13 protein-coding genes are annotated in these 22,298 nt (G+C 68.1%); 8 read left to right on the forward strand and 5 right to left on the reverse strand.

Going from position 1 to position 22,298, the window contains the following annotated elements; all coding sequences use genetic code 11:
* Positions 1–427 precede the first annotated feature (427 nt).
* The 5 genes from FPV16_RS02165 (at position 428) to FPV16_RS02185 (ending at position 5,134) form a co-directional block, all read left to right on the forward strand.
* On the forward strand, positions 428–706 hold the full coding sequence (locus FPV16_RS02165; protein ID WP_227435802.1) for a hypothetical protein: 279 nt from the start codon (positions 428–430) through the stop codon (positions 704–706).
* Complete coding sequence (locus tag FPV16_RS02170; RefSeq protein ID WP_227435803.1) at positions 703–1,617, forward strand: DNA/RNA non-specific endonuclease; 915 nt, start codon at positions 703–705, stop codon at positions 1,615–1,617. The genes FPV16_RS02165 and FPV16_RS02170 overlap by 4 nt, the downstream gene beginning before the upstream one ends.
* A 19-nt stretch (positions 1,618–1,636) precedes the next feature.
* The gene (locus tag FPV16_RS02175; protein ID WP_227435804.1) at positions 1,637–1,921 is read left to right on the forward strand and encodes a hypothetical protein; all 285 of its coding nucleotides are present in this window, start codon (positions 1,637–1,639) and stop codon (positions 1,919–1,921) included.
* A 301-nt stretch (positions 1,922–2,222) separates the two neighbouring features.
* Positions 2,223–3,875 carry an energy-dependent translational throttle protein EttA gene (gene ettA, locus FPV16_RS02180; protein ID WP_227435805.1) on the forward strand — a complete coding sequence of 551 codons (1,653 nt, stop codon included), beginning with the start codon at positions 2,223–2,225 and terminating at the stop codon, positions 3,873–3,875.
* A 392-nt stretch (positions 3,876–4,267) separates the two neighbouring features.
* The gene (locus FPV16_RS02185; protein WP_227435806.1) at positions 4,268–5,134 is read left to right on the forward strand and encodes an outer membrane protein; all 867 of its coding nucleotides are present in this window, start codon (positions 4,268–4,270) and stop codon (positions 5,132–5,134) included.
* A 130-nt stretch (positions 5,135–5,264) separates the two neighbouring features.
* Here the strand turns inward: FPV16_RS02185 and FPV16_RS02190 are convergent, their stop codons facing one another.
* The 3 genes from FPV16_RS02190 to FPV16_RS02200 form a co-directional block, all read right to left on the reverse strand.
* Entirely contained in the window at positions 5,265–6,119 is an 855-nt protein-coding gene (locus FPV16_RS02190; protein ID WP_227435808.1) for a formyltransferase family protein, read from the reverse strand.
* Positions 6,116–6,886, reverse strand: coding sequence for an SDR family NAD(P)-dependent oxidoreductase (locus FPV16_RS02195; protein WP_227435810.1), 771 nt, complete (start codon positions 6,884–6,886; stop codon positions 6,116–6,118). Before FPV16_RS02195 ends, FPV16_RS02190 begins: the two co-directional genes overlap by 4 nt.
* A 117-nt stretch (positions 6,887–7,003) precedes the next feature.
* Positions 7,004–8,311, reverse strand: coding sequence for a capsule biosynthesis protein (locus FPV16_RS02200; protein ID WP_227435812.1), 1,308 nt, complete (start codon positions 8,309–8,311; stop codon positions 7,004–7,006).
* A 271-nt stretch (positions 8,312–8,582) separates the two neighbouring features.
* Between FPV16_RS02200 and FPV16_RS02205 the strand changes: the two genes are divergently transcribed.
* The 3 genes from FPV16_RS02205 to FPV16_RS02215 all read left to right on the forward strand — a co-directional run bounded on the left by FPV16_RS02205 (position 8,583) and on the right by FPV16_RS02215 (position 13,000).
* Entirely contained in the window at positions 8,583–10,106 is a 1,524-nt protein-coding gene (locus FPV16_RS02205) for a capsular biosynthesis protein (RefSeq protein WP_413629156.1), read from the forward strand.
* Positions 10,103–11,596: an LTA synthase family protein gene (locus FPV16_RS02210; protein ID WP_227435813.1), complete on the forward strand. Its 1,494-nt coding sequence runs from the start codon at positions 10,103–10,105 to the stop codon at positions 11,594–11,596. Before FPV16_RS02205 ends, FPV16_RS02210 begins: the two co-directional genes overlap by 4 nt.
* Before the next feature lie 234 nt (positions 11,597–11,830).
* The gene (locus FPV16_RS02215) at positions 11,831–13,000 is read left to right on the forward strand and encodes a polysaccharide biosynthesis/export family protein (RefSeq protein ID WP_227435814.1); all 1,170 of its coding nucleotides are present in this window, start codon (positions 11,831–11,833) and stop codon (positions 12,998–13,000) included.
* Positions 13,001–13,163: 163 nt separating this feature from the next.
* Here the strand turns inward: FPV16_RS02215 and FPV16_RS02220 are convergent, their stop codons facing one another.
* Both FPV16_RS02220 and FPV16_RS02225 read right to left on the reverse strand, forming a co-directional pair.
* Complete coding sequence (locus FPV16_RS02220) at positions 13,164–14,537, reverse strand: aminotransferase class I/II-fold pyridoxal phosphate-dependent enzyme (protein WP_227435815.1); 1,374 nt, start codon at positions 14,535–14,537, stop codon at positions 13,164–13,166.
* 55 nt (positions 14,538–14,592) lie between these two features.
* Positions 14,593–21,999, reverse strand: a complete 7,407-nt coding sequence (locus FPV16_RS02225; protein WP_227435816.1) for a type I polyketide synthase — start codon at positions 21,997–21,999, stop codon at positions 14,593–14,595.
* Between the last annotated feature and the right edge of the window lie 299 nt (positions 22,000–22,298).

The raw sequence follows: 22,298 nt of genomic DNA on the forward strand, positions 1-22,298 counted from the left end.
ACCGACACCGCGTCGATCATCTCCTGACGCACCGCGTCCGCCACAGCCTGAAGCTGGCTCTCGGGAAGCGCGCGCAGAGCCGACGTCTCGTCAAGCCCGTCGAGGATCGAGGTTTCTATCCGTGACAATGGCTCACTCACTTCTTTGAATCGAACAACGGATCGACAGGGCGCCCCACCTGCCGCTATCGGCTTCGGGCCAGGGGCCGACGATCCTGGTGATGACAACATTCCGCGCCGCGAGGTCATTACACCCGTTGCGCACTATAACGCCACTATCGGTCAATACCACGCCGACGTTGCAGGTCCGCTGACCGCTTCCCAAGCTTTTGAGCGTTCGAATGACCACGGGAGGTAAGGATTTGCGGCCGATCGATCAATGTCGAAGAATGGCTTTTCCGCCATCGATGACTTCGCCGCGAGCCGAGATGACCTGCTTTCGCCGCCTGTCCGCGCTGCTGTCGATGGGGCTTTCAGCCTGTGTGACGCTTTGTCCTGAACCTGCGTCGGCCTTGCCGCTCTCGATCCCGGCGCCCGTCCTCGAATTGAGGCTGCCCTGCGACAGGCTCGACGGCTGCCGGAATCCCGGCTCGGCGCAACAACCCGACCGCCGGGTCGAGCCATTCGGCGGCACCCTCGGCCGGCCCTGCGCCTATCGCTGGCGCCCGACGCCCTCGGGCACGCGCAAGGTACGGATCTGCCATTGACCGTCCCGGTTCGGCGGAGCGGGCGGCGCACGGCTGCTGCATGCCTTCTTCTCGTCGGCGTCGCGTGGCCGGCGAGCGAGGGCAGGGCGGAGTTTGCCTGCGCCTCGAGCTTCGCGAATGGACAGGCCCCGGCTCTCATCAACCGCAAGCTCGCCCGCGAGACGACGAGCCTCTGCTACGAGGCCTTCGCGGTGCTGCATTCGGGCGTGTCGCGCACCCCCGTCTACGCCTCCGAACTCCTGACGCGGGCGAGCATCGCCAAGGCGCGCACCGTCGACCGGACGGATTCCTTCCACGAGGAGGACCGTCTGCCGAAAGCGGTCCGCGCCCGGCTCGACGACTACGTCCGGAGCGGCTTCGACCGGGGCCACATGGCGCCGGCCGGAGATATGCCGAGCGCTGCGGCGCAAGCCGAGTCGTTCAGCCTCGCCAATGTCGTGCCCCAGGACCGCACCCTGAACCGGGGCCTGTGGGCGGCGATCGAGGAGAGCGTCCGCCGCCTCGCGGTCGCGCGGGAACGCCTCTTCGTCGTCACCGGGACGATCTACGCGGGCAGCACCATCGACTCCCTCGACGGCCGCGTCCTCGTGCCGACATCCCTGTTCAAGGCGGTCTACGATCCCGGGCGTCGGGAAGCGGCGGCCTATCTCGTGGCGAACCGGGCCGATGCGGAATGGCGCTCGGTCCCCCTCGGCGAACTGACCACCCTGTCGGGCATCGACGTCTTTCCCGGCCTCGTGGCGACGGCGATGGACCTGCCCGAGCCGCGCACCTATTCCAGAGGCGACACGGCCGGCGAGCGTCCGAAGGGGCGCATGCGCGAAGAACCGAGCTTCGGCGAATGGGCGCTCGCCGCGCTTCACCGCATCGCGCGGCGCCTCCTCCGCGAGCTGCTGAGATCGATCTTCTGATGATTCGGGGAAGACGGACATGAAGAAGACGGCCGAGACCGAGGCGCCCGCCCCGACCTTCACCCCCTTCGCGGACGACGCCACCGTCGCGACCATCGGGGGGCTCGCCGTGGAGAACGGATCGGGGTCGATTGCCGTTCACGGCAGCCTCGACCTGCCGCGCGACAGGATGGGACTGGATCGCGCGCGCAAGCTCAAGGCGGTCGCCGACGCGATCGTGGCCGCGCTCGAAGCCAGCGACCTGCCGGACGAGGCGCCGCGCACGGCATCGAACTCCCGGACGGTCGAGAATCCCTTCGCGTGACCCGACGACGGGGCGGGCTTCGGAAAGACCGGCCGTCGCCCGCTCCTGCACCATACCCGTTCTTGCCGCTGACCCGCCGCCCTGATACTTCCAGCCATCGTCCGACGCGGTGCGGTTTCGAGGACGGCTCGCCGCCGTTCGACGCCGCCGCACGCGGGACGGACCGGGCAGACCGGAGCAACGCGCGCCGCTTTTCATGGCGCGCGACCTCCGCGGCAAGGCCCACCCACGCCATTTCCGGCGGCCGATCCAGCGCCCCCGCGCCAAGCCGCCAAGTAACAATCAGGGATACCGGACGCTTATGGCGCGCGAATTCATCTACCACATGAAGGGTCTGACCAAGACCTATACCGGCGGCAAGAAGATCTTAGACAACGTCAATCTGTCGTTCTATCCGGACGCCAAGATCGGCGTGCTCGGCATCAACGGCTCGGGCAAGTCGACCCTGCTCAAAATCATGGCCGGCATCGACACGGAATGGACCGGCGAAGGCTTCGTCGCGCAGGGCGCCCGGGTCGGCTACCTGCCACAGGAGCCGCAGCTCGACCCGAACAAGTCGGTGCGCGAGAACGTGATGGAGGGCGTCGCCGAGAAGCAGGCGCTGCTCGACCGCTACAACGAACTCGCCATGAACTATTCCGAGGAAACGGCGGACGAGATGACCGCCCTCCAGGACCAGATCGAGGCCAAGGACCTGTGGGAGCTCGATTCCAAGGTCAATCAGGCCATGGAGGCCTTGGGCTGCCCCAGCGACGAGCAGCCCGTCGCCACCCTGTCGGGCGGCGAGCGCCGCCGCGTGGCGCTCTGCAAGCTGCTGCTCTGGGAGCCGGAACTGCTCCTCCTCGACGAGCCCACCAACCATCTCGACGCCGAGACGGTGAACTGGCTCGAAGGCCATCTGAAGCAGTATCCCGGCGCGATCCTGATCGTGACCCACGATCGCTACTTCCTCGACAACGTCACCGGCTGGATCCTCGAGCTCGACCGCACCCGCGGCTACCCTTACGAAGGCAACTACTCGGCCTGGCTCATCCAGAAGCAGAAGCGCCTCGCCCAGGAAGGCCGTGAGGACATGGCCCGCCAGCGCGCCATCAACCGCGAGCAGGAATGGATCTCGGCCTCGCCCAAGGCGCGCCAGTCGAAGTCGAAGGCCCGCATCACCCGCTACGACGAACTGGTGGCGAAGCAGAACGACAAGATCGACGCTTCGGCCCAGATCGTCATCCCCATCGACGAGCGGCTCGGCAACAACGTCATCGAGTTCGACCACCTCAACAAGGCGTTCGGCGACCGGCTGCTGATCGAGGATCTGTCGTTCAAGCTGCCACCCGGCGGCATCGTCGGCGTCATCGGCCCCAACGGGGCCGGCAAGACGACTTTGTTCAAGATGATCACCGGCCAGGAGAAGCCCGACGGCGGAACCATCGCCGTCGGCGAGACCGTGCATCTCGGCTATGTCGACCAGTCGCGCGATGCCCTCGATCCCGGCGCCACGGTCTGGCAGGAAGTCTCGGGCGGCAACGACATCATCTATTTCAACAAGCGCGAGATCAATTCCCGCGCCTATTGCGCGGCCTTCGCCTTCAAGGGCTCCGACCAGCAGAAGAAGGTCGGCACCCTGTCGGGCGGTGAGCGCAACCGCGTGCATCTCGCCCGCACGCTCAAGGGCGGTGCCAACGTGCTGCTCCTCGACGAGCCCACCAACGACCTCGACATGGAGACCCTGCGGGCGCTCGAAGAGGCGCTGGAGGATTACGCCGGCTGCGCCGTCATCATCAGCCACGATCGCTGGTTCCTGAACCGTATCGCGACCCACATCCTCGCCTTCGAGGGCGAGAGCCACGTGGAATGGTTCGAGGGCAACTTCTCGGATTACGAGGAGGACAAGAAGCGCCGCCTCGGCGCCGATTCCCTGATGCCGAAGAAGATCAAGTACAAGAAGTTCTCGCGCTGACGACGCGGCCCGGCCCTAAAGCCGGGCCGTTTTCGTAGGTCCGGCTCATGGGCCGGGCGGAAGGCCGAGCGGACGATGCCGCACCCTATCGAGTGAATGACGGCATCGTTTTTGCAACGGCTTACGGAGACTTCGTCCGGTCTTCGCACCGACCGGCACGATCTCGCTAGAAGGCCCGACGTTGAAGCAAAGGTAATCGAAACGTTACCGATCTCGATGTCTTCGGCCTTTCGCCGTGCCGAACGAGATTTATGAAGGGCCGCGCTGCCGTTTCGATGGAGATCGGCCGATAGCAGGCGTTTCTACGTTAGGGTGTGGCTCGCGGGTCATAGGCGAGCCGTGGGGGAGGGGCTAATTTGACCTCAAGGTCAGCCCCCACGGACATCCTCATCATGATCGCGAAGCTTCTTCTCGCCGGCACCGCCTCCGTACTTCTCGCCGGCGCCGCTTCGGCCGCGGATCTTCCGCGCCGCGTCGCCCCCCCGGCGGTGTTCTCGCCCATCCCGGTCTTCACCTGGACCGGCTTCTACCTTGGCACCCATAGCTCCTACGCCTGGAGCGACAACCAGACGATCCGCACCACCGGCAACGAATTCAACACGCGCGAGAACGTGCGCCTGGACCGTCGCCCCGGCACCTTCCGCTCCGAGCAGGACGGCATCGGCAATGTCGGCGGCGGCATCGGCTACAACTACCAGCTCACCCCCGGCTCGGGCTTCGTCCTCGGCGTCAATGCCGACGTGACCTGGACCGACATCAGCAAGAGCTACGCCTATTTCGGCCCCAGCAGCACTGTCGGCGGCCCCCTCAATCCCGCCAACCTGCGTCAGCGCCTCGACTATCTCGGCACCGTCCAGGGCCGTATCGGCTACGCCTTCGACACGGTCCTTGTCTACGGCACCGGCGGCTTCGCCTACGGTAACGTCAATTACGGCGCCAACTTCTTCAACGGCGCCGGCGCTCTGGCCTATGCCGGCCGCTACAACGACATGGAAACCGGCTACGCCTATGGCGGCGGCATCGAGTGGGCGATCCCCACCGACAGCTTCCTCAACCGCTTCAACTTCATCGGCAGCTTCATCGGCGCCAGCGCTATCACGCTGAAGGCCGAGTACCTGCATTACGACCTCGGCAGCCGCAACGTGGTGGTGAACAACACCGGCCTCGGCGCTCCCTCCACCGGCTCCTACACCTCGCGCTTCAGCACCGAGGGCAACCTGATCAAGGCCGGCTTCAACTACAAGTTCGGCGGCCTCTGACATCGTCTCCTGCCGGAGCGGTTCTCGCTTCGGCAGCATGATGGCGGCGACGGCACTCAGACGGCCCGGTCCCCAGGACCGGGCCGTTCGTGTTTAAAGACGATCTCGCTGCGCCGGCCGGTCCGCGGGTTCAGGTCGCCGCGTTCACACTCAGCGCGGCACGCAAGTCGGCGCCATCGACGAGCTTTCGGCCTCGACCCGCGAGACCCGCCAGCAGGGCCCGATCGGGGAACGGGCAGTAGGGCAGGGTTTCGGCCACCACGCCTGCGCCGAGGGTACCGGAGGCGAGATCACCGAGCACCCGGTCGAGGAGGACCCGCCCCCTTTCGTGCAGCAGGATCGCGGCACGGGTGGCGGTGGTGCCGGACGGTAGGTCCGATGCCTCTTGAGCGAGGATCGCCCCCGCGTCGATGGCGGGCGTCAGGCGATGGATCGTGACGCCGAAGGCGGGATTCTCGTCCGCCAGTGCGTGGATCGTCGGCACCGGCCCGCGATGGCGCGGCAGCAGGCCGGGATGGACGTTGAGTCCTCCGAGCGGCGCCAGCGACAGGGTCGCGGCCGAAAAAATCTGATCGAAATGGAACGCGACGATGAGATCCGGCACATAGGTCGCGAAGGCCTGGGCGGCGTCCGGTCCGTTGACGTCGTCGATGCGCAGGGTCGGAATGCCGAGTGTCCGGCATAACGCCTTGAGCGGCGTCGCCGTGGCCGCGTCTCCAGCCCCAGTCAGGCGCCGCAGCATCCCGGATGCCGGGGCCAGCAGATCGGGCAGGCCGAAATTCACCGCGAGATAGGGAAGGAATGCCGGGCCGGAACGGGCGAGGTGGCGCCGGACCTGACCGGTGAGACCGCCGGAACTCGGACGCTCCGCGTTCGACAAGCCGACGAAAGCGATCTCCCCAACGTGATCCTGCACGAACCGGCGCACCGCACGGGCATTCGGCAGGGCTTCCAGCACGAAGAGCGCGATGCGTGGACGGGTCATCGCTTGCTGCGTCCGACCTTGAACCGGAAGCCGCGCATGGAGCGGCGGCGCAAGCCTTCCGGCAGCAGGGCCGATCCGCGCGCCAGGGAGGCGAGGGGCTCGGGAAAGGCGATGATGTCGAGGTCACGCGCCAGGCCACGCGCGATGCGGGCAGCCGCCTCCTCGGCGCTCATCTCCATCGGGCGCCAGCCTTCGTAATCCCCGCCCATGGTGGTCTTCACATAGCCGGGCGTCACCACGTTCATCTTGACGCCGCGGGGGGCGAGCTTGGCGCGCAGCGCCAGTCCATGGGCGAGCAGAGCCGCCTTGGTGCCGCTATAGGCCGGCGCGTCGGGCAGCGGTGCGAAGGCGGCGAGCGACGAGATCAGGGCGATCTGGCCGCTCCCGCGCGCCAGCATCAGGGTGACGCAGGGCAGGGCGACGTTCAAGGCGCCGTTCAGATTCACGTCCACGGTCTCGAACGCCATCGCCTCGGTCTCGATCTCACCGCCTGGATGGCCGCCATTGATGCCGGCATTGACGATGACGAGATCGAGGGGCGAGGCCGCGTGCGTCTCGCGCAGCCATTCGGCCACGGCCGGCCTGTCGCGCACGTCGAGGGAACGGGTCGCCACGGACGCGCCCCTTGCGCGGCACTCGAGGGCTACGGCGTCCAGCCGATCGATGCCGCGCGCATTGAGAACGAGGTGCGTGCCGGGCGCGGCGTAATGCCGGGCAAGGGCCGCGCCGATACCGCTCGAGGCACCGGTGATGAGAATGACGGGCATGGGGCCTGTTCTAGAGCATCATTCCGGCAAGCGGGAACCGGTTCTCGGAGGAGATCATGCCGGACCGATAACGGGACGCAGCGGCCCGCCTGGAACGAACCGAGGCGCGGCGCCCGATCAGTAGACGGGAGCGAGTTCCGGGGTTCTCGTCGAGCGTTCGCGGATCGCCTGAGCCGCGGCCAGGGCCGGGGCGGGAAGCCTGGATTCCATCCGCAGGACGCTGCCCGCCACAGCCCGGTCGATGGACGGGCGAGAGAAGAAACCGCCATTCACCTGGGTCCGGTGAAGGACGACGCGGCGAAAATCCGCCATCAGTGCCATGTCCGGAGCTTCGGGCTTCGTCCAGAACGTGTCGAGGCCGCCCTGATGGGTGAGGCCGGGCAGATTGTAGATCGCCTCGCCCGCAGCGGCGGTCGGGCGTCCGAGTTCGAGGGACAGCATCCCCACGGTGCTGTTCACAAGCACCACGCCCCGGCTGCCAGCGATGAGGTTGGGCAGGTCGCCGCCGTCGATGAAATCGAGCCGCTCGTCCACGCCGTGGCGCCGGGCCGAATTACGGGCATGCTTGCGCCAGTTCACCAGACCGCTGTCGAGCGGGTGGAGCTTGATCAGCAGCCTCGACGTAGCGGACGCATGGGCGGCAAAGGACGCGATGACACGATCCATGAACCCTTCCACCCCGAGGAAGGGCGAGTGGACGCGGATCTGATAATCGCTGTCGAGTTGCAGCGGCAGCAGGAAGTACTCCTCCTTGCGCGCCGCATAGATCTCGCTGAGTTCCCGTGCCTGGCGCCGTGTGCGGCTCCGGCCGGCGAACTTCTTGATCCAACCCACATATTCGGCCGCGACATGGATCGGTCGATGGCTGCGGAAATGCGGGAAGAAGTAGGGAAACCCGATATTGGCGATGTTGTAGGCCACGTCCCACAGGCTGCGGCGGGCCATGTCGCCGCTCGCCGGCATCGCGCGCCCGGCCCGCGGCAGGCGGCGGGCGATGGCGCGGATCTCGTCGGGGCTGCGAGGCAGCGAGGAATGGCCGTTGACGCCGCCGAGCTCACACGTAACCCAGTTCGGCCGCAGATAGCCCTCTTCGAACACGTGGATGCGGATGCCGAGGGGCTCGGCGGCTTCGCGCGCAGCCACATGATAGGGCCGGCAATCGCCGAACAGGACGATATCGGTCACGCCGTGGTCGACGATGTAGCCGGCGATGTAGGCGTCCCAGCCCTCGCGAGGGCCGCGATAATTGTCCGAGCCGAGTCGCCAGAACAACCAGTCACCCGAGGAGAAGTTGATACGTCGCACCTGATGGCCGCGCTTGAGCAGCGCCTGGCCCAGATCGGCGAAGAACGGCGAGGCGATCCCCTGCAGAAACAGGAAGGTCGCAGGCCTCTCGCGTGTGGTGTCTACGCGTGTCGGCAACATGCGGAAGTGCTTGCTCCTGCGCCCAGGAAGGGCGTGTCGAATGGGCACGTACACCGCCCTGATCGCACGGATGGTGCAACGCGGCAATTGCGTAGCACGGCCTTGTTAACGGAATTCCTGGGGGCGTGATGTGTCGGCAACAAGGCACCTTGTCGGTCCCTTCGAGATCGGGTCCCCATCGTCCGCCGGTGGACGAGATCGGATCGCCTGACGGCGCGGATCGTCGTATGGCTGCAGCCTCCCACACCCGGATCAGCGAGCTCCGTTGTCCATTCCTTCGACGCCATCTCCCTCGGCCGCATCGATCGCCACACGATCGCTGCTCGCCGCGAGCCGGCCCATCCAGGCCCTGCGAGCGGAAATCGAAGCCGTGACGGGCCTCGGCTTCGGCCGGGCGTGGAGGCCGGAGGCGATCGGCGTGGTCTGGGGGCGGGGCGGCCTGGCCGCATCGAGCCTGCGCCTGGCCGGTCGCGCGATCCTCGCCGTCGAACCTGGGCCTCTGCTCAGCCCCTACGATTCGCCGGCGACGGGCCTGTCGACCCTGCGTCTCACCCTTGACGGCATTCCGTTCGGTGGGGAGGCCGGGATCCACGCCTTCGACCCGTGGACGCGGCGGCCGATTCCGTTCGAGGAATGCCGGGACAAGGTGGCATGGCTGGAGGGCCGGTTCCGGGACAACCACCGCCCCACCGTCCTCGTCGGCATTTCCCGTTGGAAACGGCCGGCCCTCGATGTCTTCGTCAGCGGCCCGTCCGGCAAGCCCGTCCATGCCATGAACGCCGAGGATGCCGTGGCGAAGGCCAGGGCTGGAAATGCCCGCATCCTCGCCTGGGCGACGCGGATGCCTGAGCGACTGCCGGCGCTCTGCGCGGAACAGGGCCTTCCCCTCGCGCGGATCGAGGACGGGTTCCTGCGTTCGGTCGGCCTCGGAGCAAGCCTGCAGCCGGGCGCCTCCATCGTGGTGGACGACAGCGGCATCTATTACGACCCGCGCACCGAGAGCCGGCTCGCGCGCATTCTGAAGAACGAGGATTTCTCGCCCGAACTCCTGGCCCGGGCAGCGGCCCTGCGCCGGCTCGTGGTCGAACGGCGCCTGACGAAGTACAATGTCGGTCTCGCGGGAGACGCATCGGGTTGGCCCGAAAACCGGCGCATCGTGCTGGTGCCGGGCCAGGTCGAGGACGATGCCTCGGTACGGCACGGCTCACCGCATGTCCGCTCGAATCTCGAACTCCTGCGTGCGGCCCGCGCCCGCAATCCGAGGGCTTTCCTGCTCTACAAGCCGCATCCCGACGTGGAGGCCGGGTTCCGGCCCGGCGTGATCCCGGAGGCTGAGGTTCAGGCCCTGGCCGACCGGGTCGTGGCCGGCCTCTCCATCGTCGATCTCCTCGACCGGGCACACCATGTGGAGACGATGACGTCGCTCGCGGGGTTCGAGGCCCTGATCCGGGGCCTGAGCGTGACGGTCCATGGTCGCCCGTTCTATGCCGGCTGGGGGCTCACCGAGGATCTCGCACCCGGCGCCGACAGGGGCCGGCGGCTCGCCCTCGACGAACTCGTGGCCGGCGCGCTCCTCGTCTACCCGCTCTATCTCGACCCCGTGGCGATGAAGCCGTGCACGCCCGAACAGCTTCTCGACCGGCTGAGCGAGAGCCGCGAGGCCGCGCCGCCCTCGAAGCTCGCCCTCAGCCGCCGGGCACAGATCGTCATGCGCCTGCGCTACGCCGTGCTGAATCCCATCGTCCGCCTGATCCGGGCGCGGCGGGGGATCGGCAGAGGCGGCGACAAGGCATGATCATCCTCGCCGCTCTCACCTTGGCGCTCGTCGGCTCCCTCGCCATCGAGGCGTGGGACGGTGCGGATCGCCGGCCCATCGGACGACGCCCTGCCGAGCTGGCCCTGCGCCTCACTGGCTATGCGCTGCTCACGGTTTTCTGGTTCTGCTTCTCGTGGCGCCCCTGGCTCGCGGCCTTCTCCTGCCTGCTCACCGTCGCGATCCTCGTCGTCGTCAGCCGGTTGAAACAGGCGGTGATCGGCGAGCCGCTGGTGTTCAGTGATTTCGCCCTGCTGCGGCAGGTGCCGCGCCATCCCGACCTCTATTACACGCGGCCCCTCACCGACCCGCGCGTGGCCATCCCCCTCGGGGCGAGTCTCGTCGTCGTCGCCCTCTGGTACTGGATCGAGCCCAGCGCGCTGCCCGAAGAGCCGAGCGTGGCCGTCGTCGCCGTGATCAGCCTGCCCTGCCTCCTCGTCGGGCTGGCCTCCGCCCTCACCAGCGGAAGTCCGGCGCCCTGGCTCGCGGCCCGGTTTCCCCGGCCCGATCTCGACGCGGATTGCGCGCGCTACGGGCTGCCGGCCACGATCATCGCCTATGCCCTGCGCTGGAGACGCGAACCACCGCCGCCGGAGACCAGCGACGACGTCTCGCTCGGGCAATCCGGTGCAGCACCGGTTGTGGTGGTCGTTCAGCTCGAATCCTTCATCGACCCGACCCGGCTCGGCGGTCCGGACATTCCTTTGATGGAGATGATCCGGACCCGTGCCTCGCGCCACGGCCGGCTGACGGTCTCGGCGCACGGTGCCTACACGATGCGGACGGAACATGCGGTGCTCACCGGGAGAGAGCCGGAAAGCCTCGGGTTCGGGCGCTACGATCCCTACCTCAGCAACGGCGGCGATGAGCCGGCAAGCATCGCCCGGCGGGCCATGGCTGCGGGATACGCCACCGTGTTCGTGCATCCCTTCCATCGCGACTTCTTCCATCGCGCCGAGGTGATGCGGCGGTTCGGCTTCACGCGCCTGGTGATGGAGGAGGATTTCGCCGGTGCCCCGCGCATCGGGCCGTATGTCGGCGACGAGGCCCTCGCGGCGCGCATCCTCGCGGAGGTCGAGGCGGCACCGACACCCGTCTTCGTCTTCGCGGTGACGATGGAGAACCATGGCCCGTGGAAGCCCGGCCGGCTCGACGGCATCGACGAGCCGCTGGCGCAGTATCTTCACCATGTCGCCCATACCGGCCGCGCCGTCGAACGCCTGATCGCCGGCCTCGAGGGGCGCGATGCGATCCTGTGCGTCTATGGCGATCACGCCCCGTCCCTGCCCAACTGCCGGCCGGGCTTCGGCGACACGGCCACGGACTATGCCGTCTTCGGGTTCGGGACTTTCAGGAACGATCCCCACCGGGCCGATGCCGCCGCCCCCGAGCTCGGTCGTTTCCTCCGGTCAGTCATCGCGGGGTGCTCGGCAGAACTGCCAAGATCGGCTATCGGCTCACCATCGTGCTGACACGAACGTGACCGAGGCGACCCCGTGCAACGTTCCGACAATGCGATAGTGGAACGATCGTTAAACGATCGAAGAGATTTGGCGCTATCAAGGGTGGACCGTTCGTGACGACCGGCCTCGCACCGGCCGCCACGGCTGGCGACCGAGACCGGCGCTGACGGACGGTTCGTATCCGCCGACCGACACGTGATCCGACAAGACACTCGTCGTGGGGGCGGGTCTGAGGAGAGTTCGATGTTTCCCAAAGCCACGCTGGCCATCGCCATCGCCGTTACGGTGTCCGGCTGCAACGCCTTCCTGCCCGCCGCCGGTCCGTCGACCTCGGCCGTGGTGGACGGGAGCGACCAGGCGACGAGCGAGGGGACCTTCGCCCGCTATGAGTTCATCGAGGTGAATTCCGCCGTGGTCGAGGCCCTGCGCGGCCGTCCCCTCGACAGCCTGCTTTCATCCTTCGGCGATGGGCGCATGCCCGCCGAGCCGGTGATCGGCATCGGCGACGCCGTCGCCGTCTCCGTGTTCGAGGCGGGCTCAGGCGGTCTCTACTCAGGACCGCTCACGGTCAATTCGATGTCGGCGGGCTCGAAAGCCGCACAACTGCCCGAGCAGGTCGTCTCGCGCGATGGCGCCATCTCGGTGCCCTATGCCGGCCGGGTCAAGGTCGCGGGACGGCGTGCCCAGGATGTGCAGGCGCTGATCGAGACCGAACTCTCCGGCAAGGCGATCCAGCCCCAGGTCATCGTTACGGTGACCCGGCCGGTCTCCCAATCCGTCTCCGTGGGCGGGGAAGCGGTGGGCGGCGCCCGCGTTCCCCTCGGCACCCAGGGCGATCGCATCCTCGACGTTATCGCCACCGCAGGTGGATTGCGGGCCCCGGTCAGCGAGACCTTCGTGCGCCTGTCGCGCAACGGCAGGACGGCGACGGTGCCGCTGACGACCGTGGTGTCGAACCCCAAAGAGAACATCTACCTGCGCCCCAACGACAACCTCACCCTGGTGCGCGATCCCCAGACCTTCCTGGCCATCGGCGCGCTGGGCACCTCCAACGAGATTCCGTTCCAGGCCGAGGGCATCACCCTGGCGCAGGCGCTCGCCAAGGCACGCGGGCAGAGCGACGCAGACGCCGATCCCACCGGCACGTTCCTGTTCCGCTTCGAGCCAGCCCCGGTGGTGCGCCGCCTGAAGCCGGGAAGCCCGCTCCTCGGCACGCCGCTGGTACCGGTGGTCTATCGCTTCGACATGCGCGACCCCAACAGCCTGTTCCTCACCCAGGCGTTCCGCATGCGCAACCGCGACATGATCTATGTCTCGAATGCGCCGTTCACCGAGATCAAGAAAGTCCTCTCGGTCTTCGCCGCCGCGTCCCAGCCGATCACGACCGGCATCCGCGTGGGCGGCGCTTTCTGAGGGCGGAGAGACGACCGGGGGCCTATCGCGGCAAGTCGGCGGATCGCCCCGATCGTCCAGCGCGGCCCCCGTGAGGCGGCGGCGTCGGCATCGCACTCATCGCGGGCGATGCCGCGCCACCGGCTCGGCCGCGACGGCAGGATAATCTCAGGGCAAGGTGGTCTCAGGGCTTGCCGCGCTTGGCCATGAGCTGCTCGATCAACGAGCCGCCCTTCTCGATCTCGGCAAGTTCCTCGGCGACGGCCGCCACGGTCTCGCGGATCTGCTCGGGCGTGTGCTCGGAGGTGATGAAGAAGCGCAGGCGCGACGAGCGCTCCGGCACTGCCGGGTGGATGATCGGCTGAACGTTGATGCCGCGCTTGTACAGACGGTCCGACAGGGTCACCGATTTCAGCGAATCCCCGACGATGACGGGAATGACCGCGAGGCCGAGACTCGTGCCGGTATCGAGCCCGTGCTTCCTGGCGCAGGACAGGAACAGGTGACCGTTCTGGCGCAGGCGCTCGACCCGGTGCGGCTCAGCATGCATCAGGGCGAGCGAGGCTTCGGCGGCGGCGGCCAGCGGCGGGGACAGGCCGACGCTGTAAATGAAGCCGCCGGCCGTGCATTTCAGATACTCGATCAGCGCAGCCGGGCCGGCAATATAGCCGCCGCAGGACGACAGCGTCTTCGATAGCGTACCCATCCAGATGTCGACGAGGCGCGGATCGACGTCGCAATGCTCGGCGAGGCCGATCCCGGTCCGGCCGAGAACGCCGAGCCCGTGGGCGTCATCCACCATCAGCCAAGCATCGTAGCGCTGCTTCAGGGCGACGAGGCCGGCGAGATTCGGCGCGTCGCCGTCCATGCTGTAGAGGCCCTCCACAACGATCAGCGCGCGGCGGTGCTCATGCCGGGTGGCGCCGAGGAGGGTCTCCAGGGCGTCGAGGTCGTTATGGGCGAAGGAGCGGCGCTGGGCTCCCGAGAGCTGCGCCCCGGTGACGATGCTGTTGTGGCTCAGCGCATCGTGGAAGATCACGTCGCCGGGTTCGAGCAGGGCGCCGATCGTGGTGACGTTGGTGGCGTGCCCGCTCACCATCACCACGCAGGCTTCCGTCTCGTAATGGTCGGCCAGCGCCTGTTCGAGGCTGAGATGCCCGGGCCGCTCGCCCGCGACGATTCGGCTCGCCGAGGACGACGTCCCGTACTCGTCGATGGCGCGGCGCGCCGCCTCGCTCACGTCCGGGTGCCCGTTGAGGCCGAGATAATCGTAAGACGAGAAGTTGATGAAGCCCTTGCCGGCGATGCGCGTGGTGGCCCCGGCCCTGGTCTCGTGGACCCGGAAGAACGGATTGCCGAGGCCGATCAGGTCGGCGGCCGAACGCTGGAGCCGCAATTCCCGGTAGCCGGGAAGGGACTCGAACTTCTGGACCGAGGCGTCTGTCGCCTTCGCCTCCGGACGCTGGGCGGCCGGCCGGCTGGCGTTGCGGCCGAGACGATTGGTGACGAAGCCCGCGAGTGCCGCGCGGCCACCGTCGGGTCGGGGTGGGTTGGACATACCGATAAAGTCTTCCGGTTGCGGATCACGAGGGCTGGTCAAAACCAGCCCTCCCTTACGGCAGGATCTCTTTGATCTGGAGGCTGTTCTGCTCGACGAGCTCGTGGAACGGCTCGAGTGTGCGCACGTCGACGCCCTCGCTGGCATGGCGCTGGGCCAGGCTCATCACCGCCGCCGACGCTTCGTCCACGGGCGCGGCCACGGACTGGATCAAGGTCTCCGCCAGTTCGACCACGGTCAATCCCGAGGAGATACCCGACGGCGGCGCGTCGAGGGCGAAGCGCTCCTGCAGGCTGGCGCCCAGTTCCACGCCCATCAGCGAATCGAGGCCGATCTCGGAGAGATGGCGCACGCGGCTGATATCGTCCTTGGGCAGGCGCAGGATGCGGGCGATGTCCTCGACGATGGCGTCGGAGACGGTTTTCCGCACGGCATCGAGATCCTCGGTCTTGAGCAGGCCGCCGATGTCGATGGTGGCCACCGTGCCGGCTTCCGCCTGCTGGTCCGAACCGAGGTCGCCGTAGCTCGGGGAGCGCATGGTGGCGAGGCGCTCGCGCGCCTTGCCCCAGTGCATTGAGGCGATGGCGAGGACGGCGTTGTCGGGTGACGAGCCTTGTCCTTCCAGTGCCTCGGCCATGAGGTCGAGGGAGCGGCGGGCATCCATCGGCGTCACGCCGACGCGGCCTGCCAGGGTCTCCATCACCGCGCGGTTGCGGGCGAGCACGCCGACATCGCCGATGGCGCCCCAGGCGACCGCAAGGGCGGGCAGTCCCAGCGCGCGGCGACGGCGGGCGAGGCCCTCCATGAAGCCGTTGGCGGCGACGTAGGCGCCCTGGCCTGGATTGCCGATGAAGGTCGTGGCCGAGGAGAACAGGACGAAGTAATCGAGCTGCCGCCCGCGGGTGGCGGCATCGAGATGCTCGGCCCCGACGACCTTCGGGCGGATCACCGCGTCGAGGGAGGCGGCGTCGAGATTGGCGATGAGGCCGTCTTGCAGCACCATCGCCCCGTGGATCACCCCGGCGAGCTTGCGGCCGCCGCTCTCGACCTCTTCGAGGAGGTCGTCCACCGCCTGGCGGCTGGTGATGTCGCAGGCCATCGCGGCGACGCTGACGCCGCGGACCGCGAGATCGGCCACCACCTGCTTGGCTTCCGGGCTCGAAGCGCCCTTTCGCCCGACGAGGACGAGGTGATGGGCTCCCCGGTCGGCGAGCCACCGGGCAGCCTCGATGCCGAAGCCGCCGAGCCCGCCGGTGATGACGTGCACGCCCTCCGCCGAGACCCGGAAATCGGACTTGCGCTCGACCACGATGCTGCCGGGCTTCGGCGGCGCGATGACGATCTTCCCAACATGTCCGGATTGCTGCATCAGCCGGAACGCGTCGGAGACCTCGTCGGCGGTGAAGGGCTGGAACGGCAAGGGCTTGAGGCCGCCCTCCGAGAACAGGGCCATCACTTCGCGGAACAGGCGTGCTCCATCCTCGCCCTGGTGCTGGAGCACCTGATCGAGATCGACGCCGAAATAAGAGAGGTTCCGGCGGAACGGCCGCAGGCCGATATGGGTGTTGGCGACGTAGTCGCGCTTGCCCAGTTCGATGAAGCGGCCGAACGGCTTCAGGCAGTTCAGGCTGCGCTCCATCGCCTCGCCGAACAGGCTGTTCAGCACCACGCCGACGCCGTCGCCGGTGATGCGGCGGACCTCGTCGACGAAGGCCAGCGAGCGCGAATCGAGGACGTGCTCGGCCCCCAGCGCCTTCACCAGCGCCCGCTTCTCGCGCGAGCCGGCGGTGGCGATGACGCGCGCGCCCTTCAGCTTGGCGATCTGCAGGGCGGCGAGCCCGACGCCGCCGGCGCCGCCATGGACCAGCACCCATTCGCCGCGCCGCAGGCGGGCGCAGCTGACGAGGCTGTAATAGGCGGTAAGGAAGGCGACCGGCACCGTGGCCGCCGCCTGGGGATCGAGACCGGGAGGGCTCGGCGCCACGACGAGTTCGGGCACGACGATGTGAGTCGAGAAGCCCGACTGAGCGAAGGCGACGACGCGATCGCCGACCTTGAACGCTGCGGCGCCGTTGCCCACCGAGACCACGCGGCCGGCGACCTCGAGGCCCAGGCGCGGCCCGGCAAAGCCATCCTCGAGGATCTCCTCGGGGAGCATGGACAGCGCCCAGAGCACGTCGCGGAAGTTGAGGCCGGTGGCCTCCACCGCGATCTCCACCTCCCCGCGTCCGGGCACGCGCCGCTCGGCCGGTCCCCAACGCATGTCGTTGAGGCCCCCCGTGGCACTGCGCTCCAGCTGCGCGGCCGGCGCGGCCACGGCATCGACGGCCGGGCGGCGCGAGAGCTGTCCCGGCGCGAACCGGATCACGCGGGTGGCATCGACGTCGAGGACGATTTCCGTCTCGGGGGTTCCCGACAGGATCACGTCGCGCAGGCGCTCGGAGGCAATCTTGGTCGGCATCGCCTCGGTGAGGTCGATGCGGCGGATGTCGAGATTGGCGACCTCGTTGGCGAGGGTGCGGGTGAAGGCCCAGAGACCGGCTTCCACCGCGCCCGCGCCGTCGTGGCGCGTCGCGCCGGGACAGACGACCCAGAGCCGGGTCTGGCGCGTCCCGAGATGCTCGACACAGCGCTTGAGGCCAAGGCAGCGCTCGCGCAGCCGGTCGGCGGCTTCACCGCCAGAGCCGAAAGCCCCGGCGAGGAACACGACCGTGTCGGGGGTCTCGCGTTCGAGTTCGAGCAGGGATTGCTCGGAATCGAGGATGATCGAGACATGGACGCCGGCGGCGACGAGGAGCGTTGCCAGCGAGGAGGCGGTTTCGGCCGCGAAGGGATCCTGCGAGCCGATGATGAAGGTGAAGGTCTGGCCGGTGGAGGCCTTGGCCCGCACCGGCGCCTCGGCGAGGAAGAGAAGATCGTCGCCATTGGCCGAGGCGGCCCGGTCGACGGCAATGCGGACGAGGCCGGTATCGCTGAGCGAACGCTGCCAGCCGGTGATGTCGTCGAGGCGCCCCAGCGGCATCCCGTCCACGCTCTCGAACCAATCCGGCATCAGGCCGAAGACGAGATCGCGGAACAGCGACGCGCCGGGCTCCACTGCCAGGAGAAAGCCGCCGGTGGCGAGGGCATCGGCGACCTTGCCGAGGAGTCCGCGCTCGGACCGGTGCAGGACGTTGCTCGCCAGGATCGCGTCGAAGCCGCCCTCCGTCAGGTCCGCCTCCTCCTCGATCACGGTGACGCCGCGGGGCAGGGCGAGGCGGGCGCGCTCGGCGAGGCGCCGATCGGTCTCGAACACGGTGAGCTGGGCGGCGATGCCGTCGGCGATGGCGGCGGCCTGCGCCGAGAGCGGCCCGAACCCGACCTGGAGGAGGCGCAGCGCGCGGTCCTTCGGCAGGTCCGCACGCGCTCCCTCGCAGATCGCCGCGATGACGTCGGACGATGCGCGGGCGGTGGCGCTACGCAGGACGAAGGCATCGAGGGCGTTCTGCGACAAGGTCGGCAGGGTCGCGAGGTCACCGGCCAGGAGGCGGGCGACGACGGCGCCGAGATCCGCCGTGAGCACCAGTTCGGCGGAGAGTTCGGGATGGTCGGCCGCGATCCAGCGCATGATCTCGTCGGGCGCGGGCAGGGTGACATCCTTGCGCAGGGTCCATCGCGTTCCGTCGAGGGTAGCGAGCCCGCTGCTCTCGAGGGCGTAGAGGGCGTTCAGCAGCCAGGGCCGCATGGCCTCCGGCACGCGCTCGTCAATGGCGACTTTGCCGGAGCGCTGCAGCCCCTCGGCCATGCGGTAGGCCAGCGAGGTGGCCCAGCCTTCGAGAAGCAGATGGCCCGGCGAGAGGGCCGCATCCGCCGGGGCGAGAGCCGCCTTGATGCCGGGGCGGACGGCATCGGCGATGCGGGCACGCCGGTCGAGGGGAATCGCGGTGGGTTCGGTGGCGAGTTCGGACCGCTGCGCGATGGCATAGGCGGCGAGATCCTGACCGGACTTCGTGCGCAGGGCCTGGAAGCGGCCTTCGCGCAGGGTGGCGATCACCTCGCCCGCCTCGTCCACCAGGGTGAAGTCCGCCAGGATGCTGCGCTCGTTGCAGCGCCGGGTGCGGATCATCGCCCGCGCGATGACGGCGCCGGGACGGATCAGCCTGATCTCGCCGAAGCGCACCGGGACGTAGGCCTTGGTCGAGCCCTCGCCCATCAGGTCGGCGAAGAGCAGGATCAGGCCATGGAAACAGGCGTCCAGCCGGGCCGGCACGAGGCCGAAGCGTGGGTCGGCCTCGGCCGGCTTCAATTGCGAGACGATGGTCGTCTCGTCGACGCGTGCACTGAGTGCGACCTGCCGGAAGCTCGGCCCGAAATCGAGGCCGGAAGCGGCGGCGAGGCGATAGAGCCCGGCCCCCTCCACGGCGTTCTCGGCCGGAATTTCGATGTCCTGTCGCGGACGGGCCGCGAAGGTGCCATCCACGACCTTGGCGGAGGCGTGCAGCTGCCAGCCCGCCTGGGTCAGGCGCGGGCGGCTCAGGATCTGGATCTGGTTGCCGCTGCCGGAGAGCCGGACGGCGACCTCGCGGAGGGCCTCCTCGGCGAAGACCATCGGAGACTGGATCTCGAACTCGGCCAGCACCACGTCGTCGCTGCGCATGGCTTCGCGGGCGACGCCCAGCGCCATCTCGATGAAGGCCGCACCCGGCAGGATCGCCTGGCCGTCGATACGGTGATCGTCGAGGTCGGGCACCGTGGCGATGTCCACATGGCCGAGCCATTCGAGCCCGTCCGGCGACAGCCGCGAACCGTAGAGCGGGTGATAGGCACGGGCGGTCGCCGCGCCGACGCCCTCCGACGTCTCGGACAGGCGGAAAGGACGACGCTGCCAGGGATACGAGGGCAGGGCGACGTCGCCCATCGGATTCTCGCCGAAGACCACCGCCTCGTCGACGGCGGCACCGTGGACGAGGGCCGAGGCGAGGGCGCGGGCGAACGGGTCGGCACCGACGGGCTTGTTGGTGAGGACGCCCACCGTGGCGTTCTCGATGCCGAGGGGCTCGATGCAATCGCCGATATGCGGCAGCAGGGTCGCCCGCGGACCCACCTCGACGAAGATCCGGGCGCCCTTGCGGGTCGCTTCCTGGACCGCATCGGAGAAGCGCACCGGCTCGCGGATGTTGCGCCACCAATAGCCGGCGTCGAACTCCCCGCCCGGCAGCACGGTGCCGGTCACGGTGGACACCATGGCGATGGCGCCGGGATGGGGCTTGAGCCCGGCGAGATCGCGCAGCAGCGGCTTCTCGGTTGGGTTCATCAGCCGACCGTGGAAGGGGTAGGCGAGGTCGAGCTTGCGGCCGCGGCGGCGCTTGCGCGCCAGCGCCTTCATCGCCGCATCGATATCGGCGACGGGGCCCGCCACGGTGACGGCCTTCGGGCTGTTGTAGGCGGCGATGTCGAGGCTCGGATAATCCTTGAGGAAGATCTCGATCTCCTCGACCGGCGCCAGCAGCACCGCCATGGTGCCGAGGCCCCGCGTCGTCTCCTGGTGCTGGCTGCGGTAGAAGATGACCTTCACCGCCTGTTCCAGGCTCAGGATGCCGGCCCCCTCGGCGGCCGCGATCTCTCCGACGCTGTGGCCGAGGACGAAGGAGGGGACGAGGCCGGCGGCCTTCAGGGCCGTGGTCGAGGCGCTGGAGATCGCGAAGATCAGCGGCTGCGAGACCCGGGTGAGGACCATGCGCTCGGCGAGATCCTCGGCGAACAGGGCTTCCTTCAGCGACCAGCCGGAGATCGCGGCGAACAGGACGTCGATCCGGTCGAAGGCCGATTGGAACGCGGCGCTGCGCTCATACGCCTCGCGGCCCATCCCGACCCATTGGCTGCCATTGCCGGAATAGACGAAGGCGACCTCCGCATTGCGGTCGACGGCAGTGCCGACCCGGGCAATGTCGGTCTCCTCGGCATCGGCGACCGCGCGCAAGGTCGCGGGCAGGTCGGCATCGAGGGGCATGGCGAGCCGGGTGGACAGTCGCTCGCGCCGATGAGCGGCGGCGGCGGCGATGCGCACGGTCTGGGCCTCATCGGCCTGCTCGAACCGCTCGGCGTAATCGAGGGCGAGTTCGTTGAGGGCAGCGCGGCTCTGGGCCGAGAGGAGCAGCAGTTCGGGAGCACGCCCGGCATCGCTCGCGGCGAGGGCCGGCATTCCGTCGGTGAGGACGATATGGGCGTTGGTGCCGCCAAAACCGAACGAGTTGACGCCGGCGAAACGCTCGCCGCGACCACGCGCGAGCGCCAGCGGTGCGGTGACCACCGAGAGATTGAGCTTGCTGAAGGGGATATCGGGATTGAGCACTTCCGCATGCAGCGAGGGCGGCAGCAGATCGTGCTCCAGGGCGAGACTCGCCTTAAGCAGGCCGGCGAGGCCCGAGACCGGCTCGGTATGGCCGATATTGCTCTTGATCGAGCCGATCGGCAGGGGCTCCTTGCGGGGCCGTCCGATCTTGCCGCCGATGGCGCTGGCCTCGATCGGATCCCCCACAGCCGTGCCGGTGCCGTGCGCCTCCACGAAGGCCACCGCGTCGAAATCGATCTCGGCCTCGCGATAGACCTGTTCGAGCAGGGCGCCCTGCGCGTAGCCGGAGGGCAGGGAGATGCCGGTGGTCCGGCCGTCGGAATTCACGCCGCTCGCCGCGATGACGCCGCGTACGGTATCGCCGTCGCGGGCCGCTTGACGCGCCGATTTCAGTACGAGAACGACACCGCCCTCGGACCGGACATAGCCGTCGGCATTGGCCGAGAAGGCCTGGCAAAGCCCGGTGCGCGACAGCATCTGCGCGTTGGAGAAGCAGATGAAATTGAACGGGCTCGCGAGCAGGTTCACGCCCGCCACCACCGCGGTATCGATCCGGCCGCTGTCGATCGCCGCGACGGCGGCATCGAGCGCCACGAGAGAGGACGAGCAGGCGGTATCGACGGTGAAGCTCGGCCCCTTCAGGTCGTAGATGTAGGAGATCCGGTTGGACAGGATCGAGAGCGTGTTGCCGGTCGCGGCATAGGCATCGCCCGAGGACGTATCAAGGACGCGCAGGTTGCCGTAATCGAGGGACGAAGCGCCCACGAACACGCCAATCTGCGACCCGGCCACGGCGGAGGGACGCAGGCCCGCATCCTCCAGGGCCTCCCAGGTCAGTTCGAGGAGAAGCCGCTGCTGCGGGTCCATCTGCTCGGCCTCGCGTGGCGAGATGCCGAACACGCCGGGATCGAACGACCAGATGTCGTCGAGAACGCCCGCCGACCAAGTGTAACTCTTGCCACGCTCCTGAGCGCGCGGGTGACCGAACCGTTCCAGCGACCAGCGATCTTCAGGGATGCGACCAACGGCGCACCGTCCCTCGCTCAGAAGCTGCCAGAGGCCATCGACGCTGGCAGCGCCGGGTAACCGGCACGAACGGCCGACGATCGCTATGTCTGTACGCTTGATCACGTTCGATTCGCACACGCTCTTGATCGAGGAACCACCGTCCTGCAGCGAACGGGCGACCCTAAGATGCATAGTATGCAGCCGGAACCGTGTCCAACCCGTGGCAGCTTTGCTGCAGCACGAAGACGGGCCGAGTTTCTCACCAATGGCAGTCCCGGATGCCGTCGCAATTCACAGCTGGCAAGCCAACACATACCCTGACCACCCAATATCACTGCTTTTATTCATACACATCCAAGAATGATCTCAGAAATATTTTGTTCGATACAAATTTTTCACCAAAAGACCAGATATATCCCGCC

Source organism: Methylobacterium sp. W2 (assembly GCF_020662345.1).
GTDB lineage: Bacteria > Pseudomonadota > Alphaproteobacteria > Rhizobiales > Beijerinckiaceae > Methylobacterium.

Coding starts and splice junctions, on each gene's coding strand:
- FPV16_RS02215 (WP_227435814.1), top strand. CDS start 11,831: ATGTTTCCCAAAGCCACGCTGGCCATCGCCATCGCCGTTACGGTGTCC.
- FPV16_RS02195 (WP_227435810.1), bottom strand. CDS start 6,886: ATGCCCGTCATTCTCATCACCGGTGCCTCGAGCGGTATCGGCGCGGCC.
- FPV16_RS02200 (WP_227435812.1), bottom strand. CDS start 8,311: ATGTTGCCGACACGCGTAGACACCACACGCGAGAGGCCTGCGACCTTC.
- FPV16_RS02185 (WP_227435806.1), top strand. CDS start 4,268: ATGATCGCGAAGCTTCTTCTCGCCGGCACCGCCTCCGTACTTCTCGCC.
- FPV16_RS02190 (WP_227435808.1), bottom strand. CDS start 6,119: ATGACCCGTCCACGCATCGCGCTCTTCGTGCTGGAAGCCCTGCCGAAT.
- FPV16_RS02210 (WP_227435813.1), top strand. CDS start 10,103: ATGATCATCCTCGCCGCTCTCACCTTGGCGCTCGTCGGCTCCCTCGCC.
- FPV16_RS02165 (WP_227435802.1), top strand. CDS start 428: ATGACCTGCTTTCGCCGCCTGTCCGCGCTGCTGTCGATGGGGCTTTCA.
- ettA (WP_227435805.1), top strand. CDS start 2,223: ATGGCGCGCGAATTCATCTACCACATGAAGGGTCTGACCAAGACCTAT.
- FPV16_RS02220 (WP_227435815.1), bottom strand. CDS start 14,537: ATGTCCAACCCACCCCGACCCGACGGTGGCCGCGCGGCACTCGCGGGC.
- FPV16_RS02175 (WP_227435804.1), top strand. CDS start 1,637: ATGAAGAAGACGGCCGAGACCGAGGCGCCCGCCCCGACCTTCACCCCC.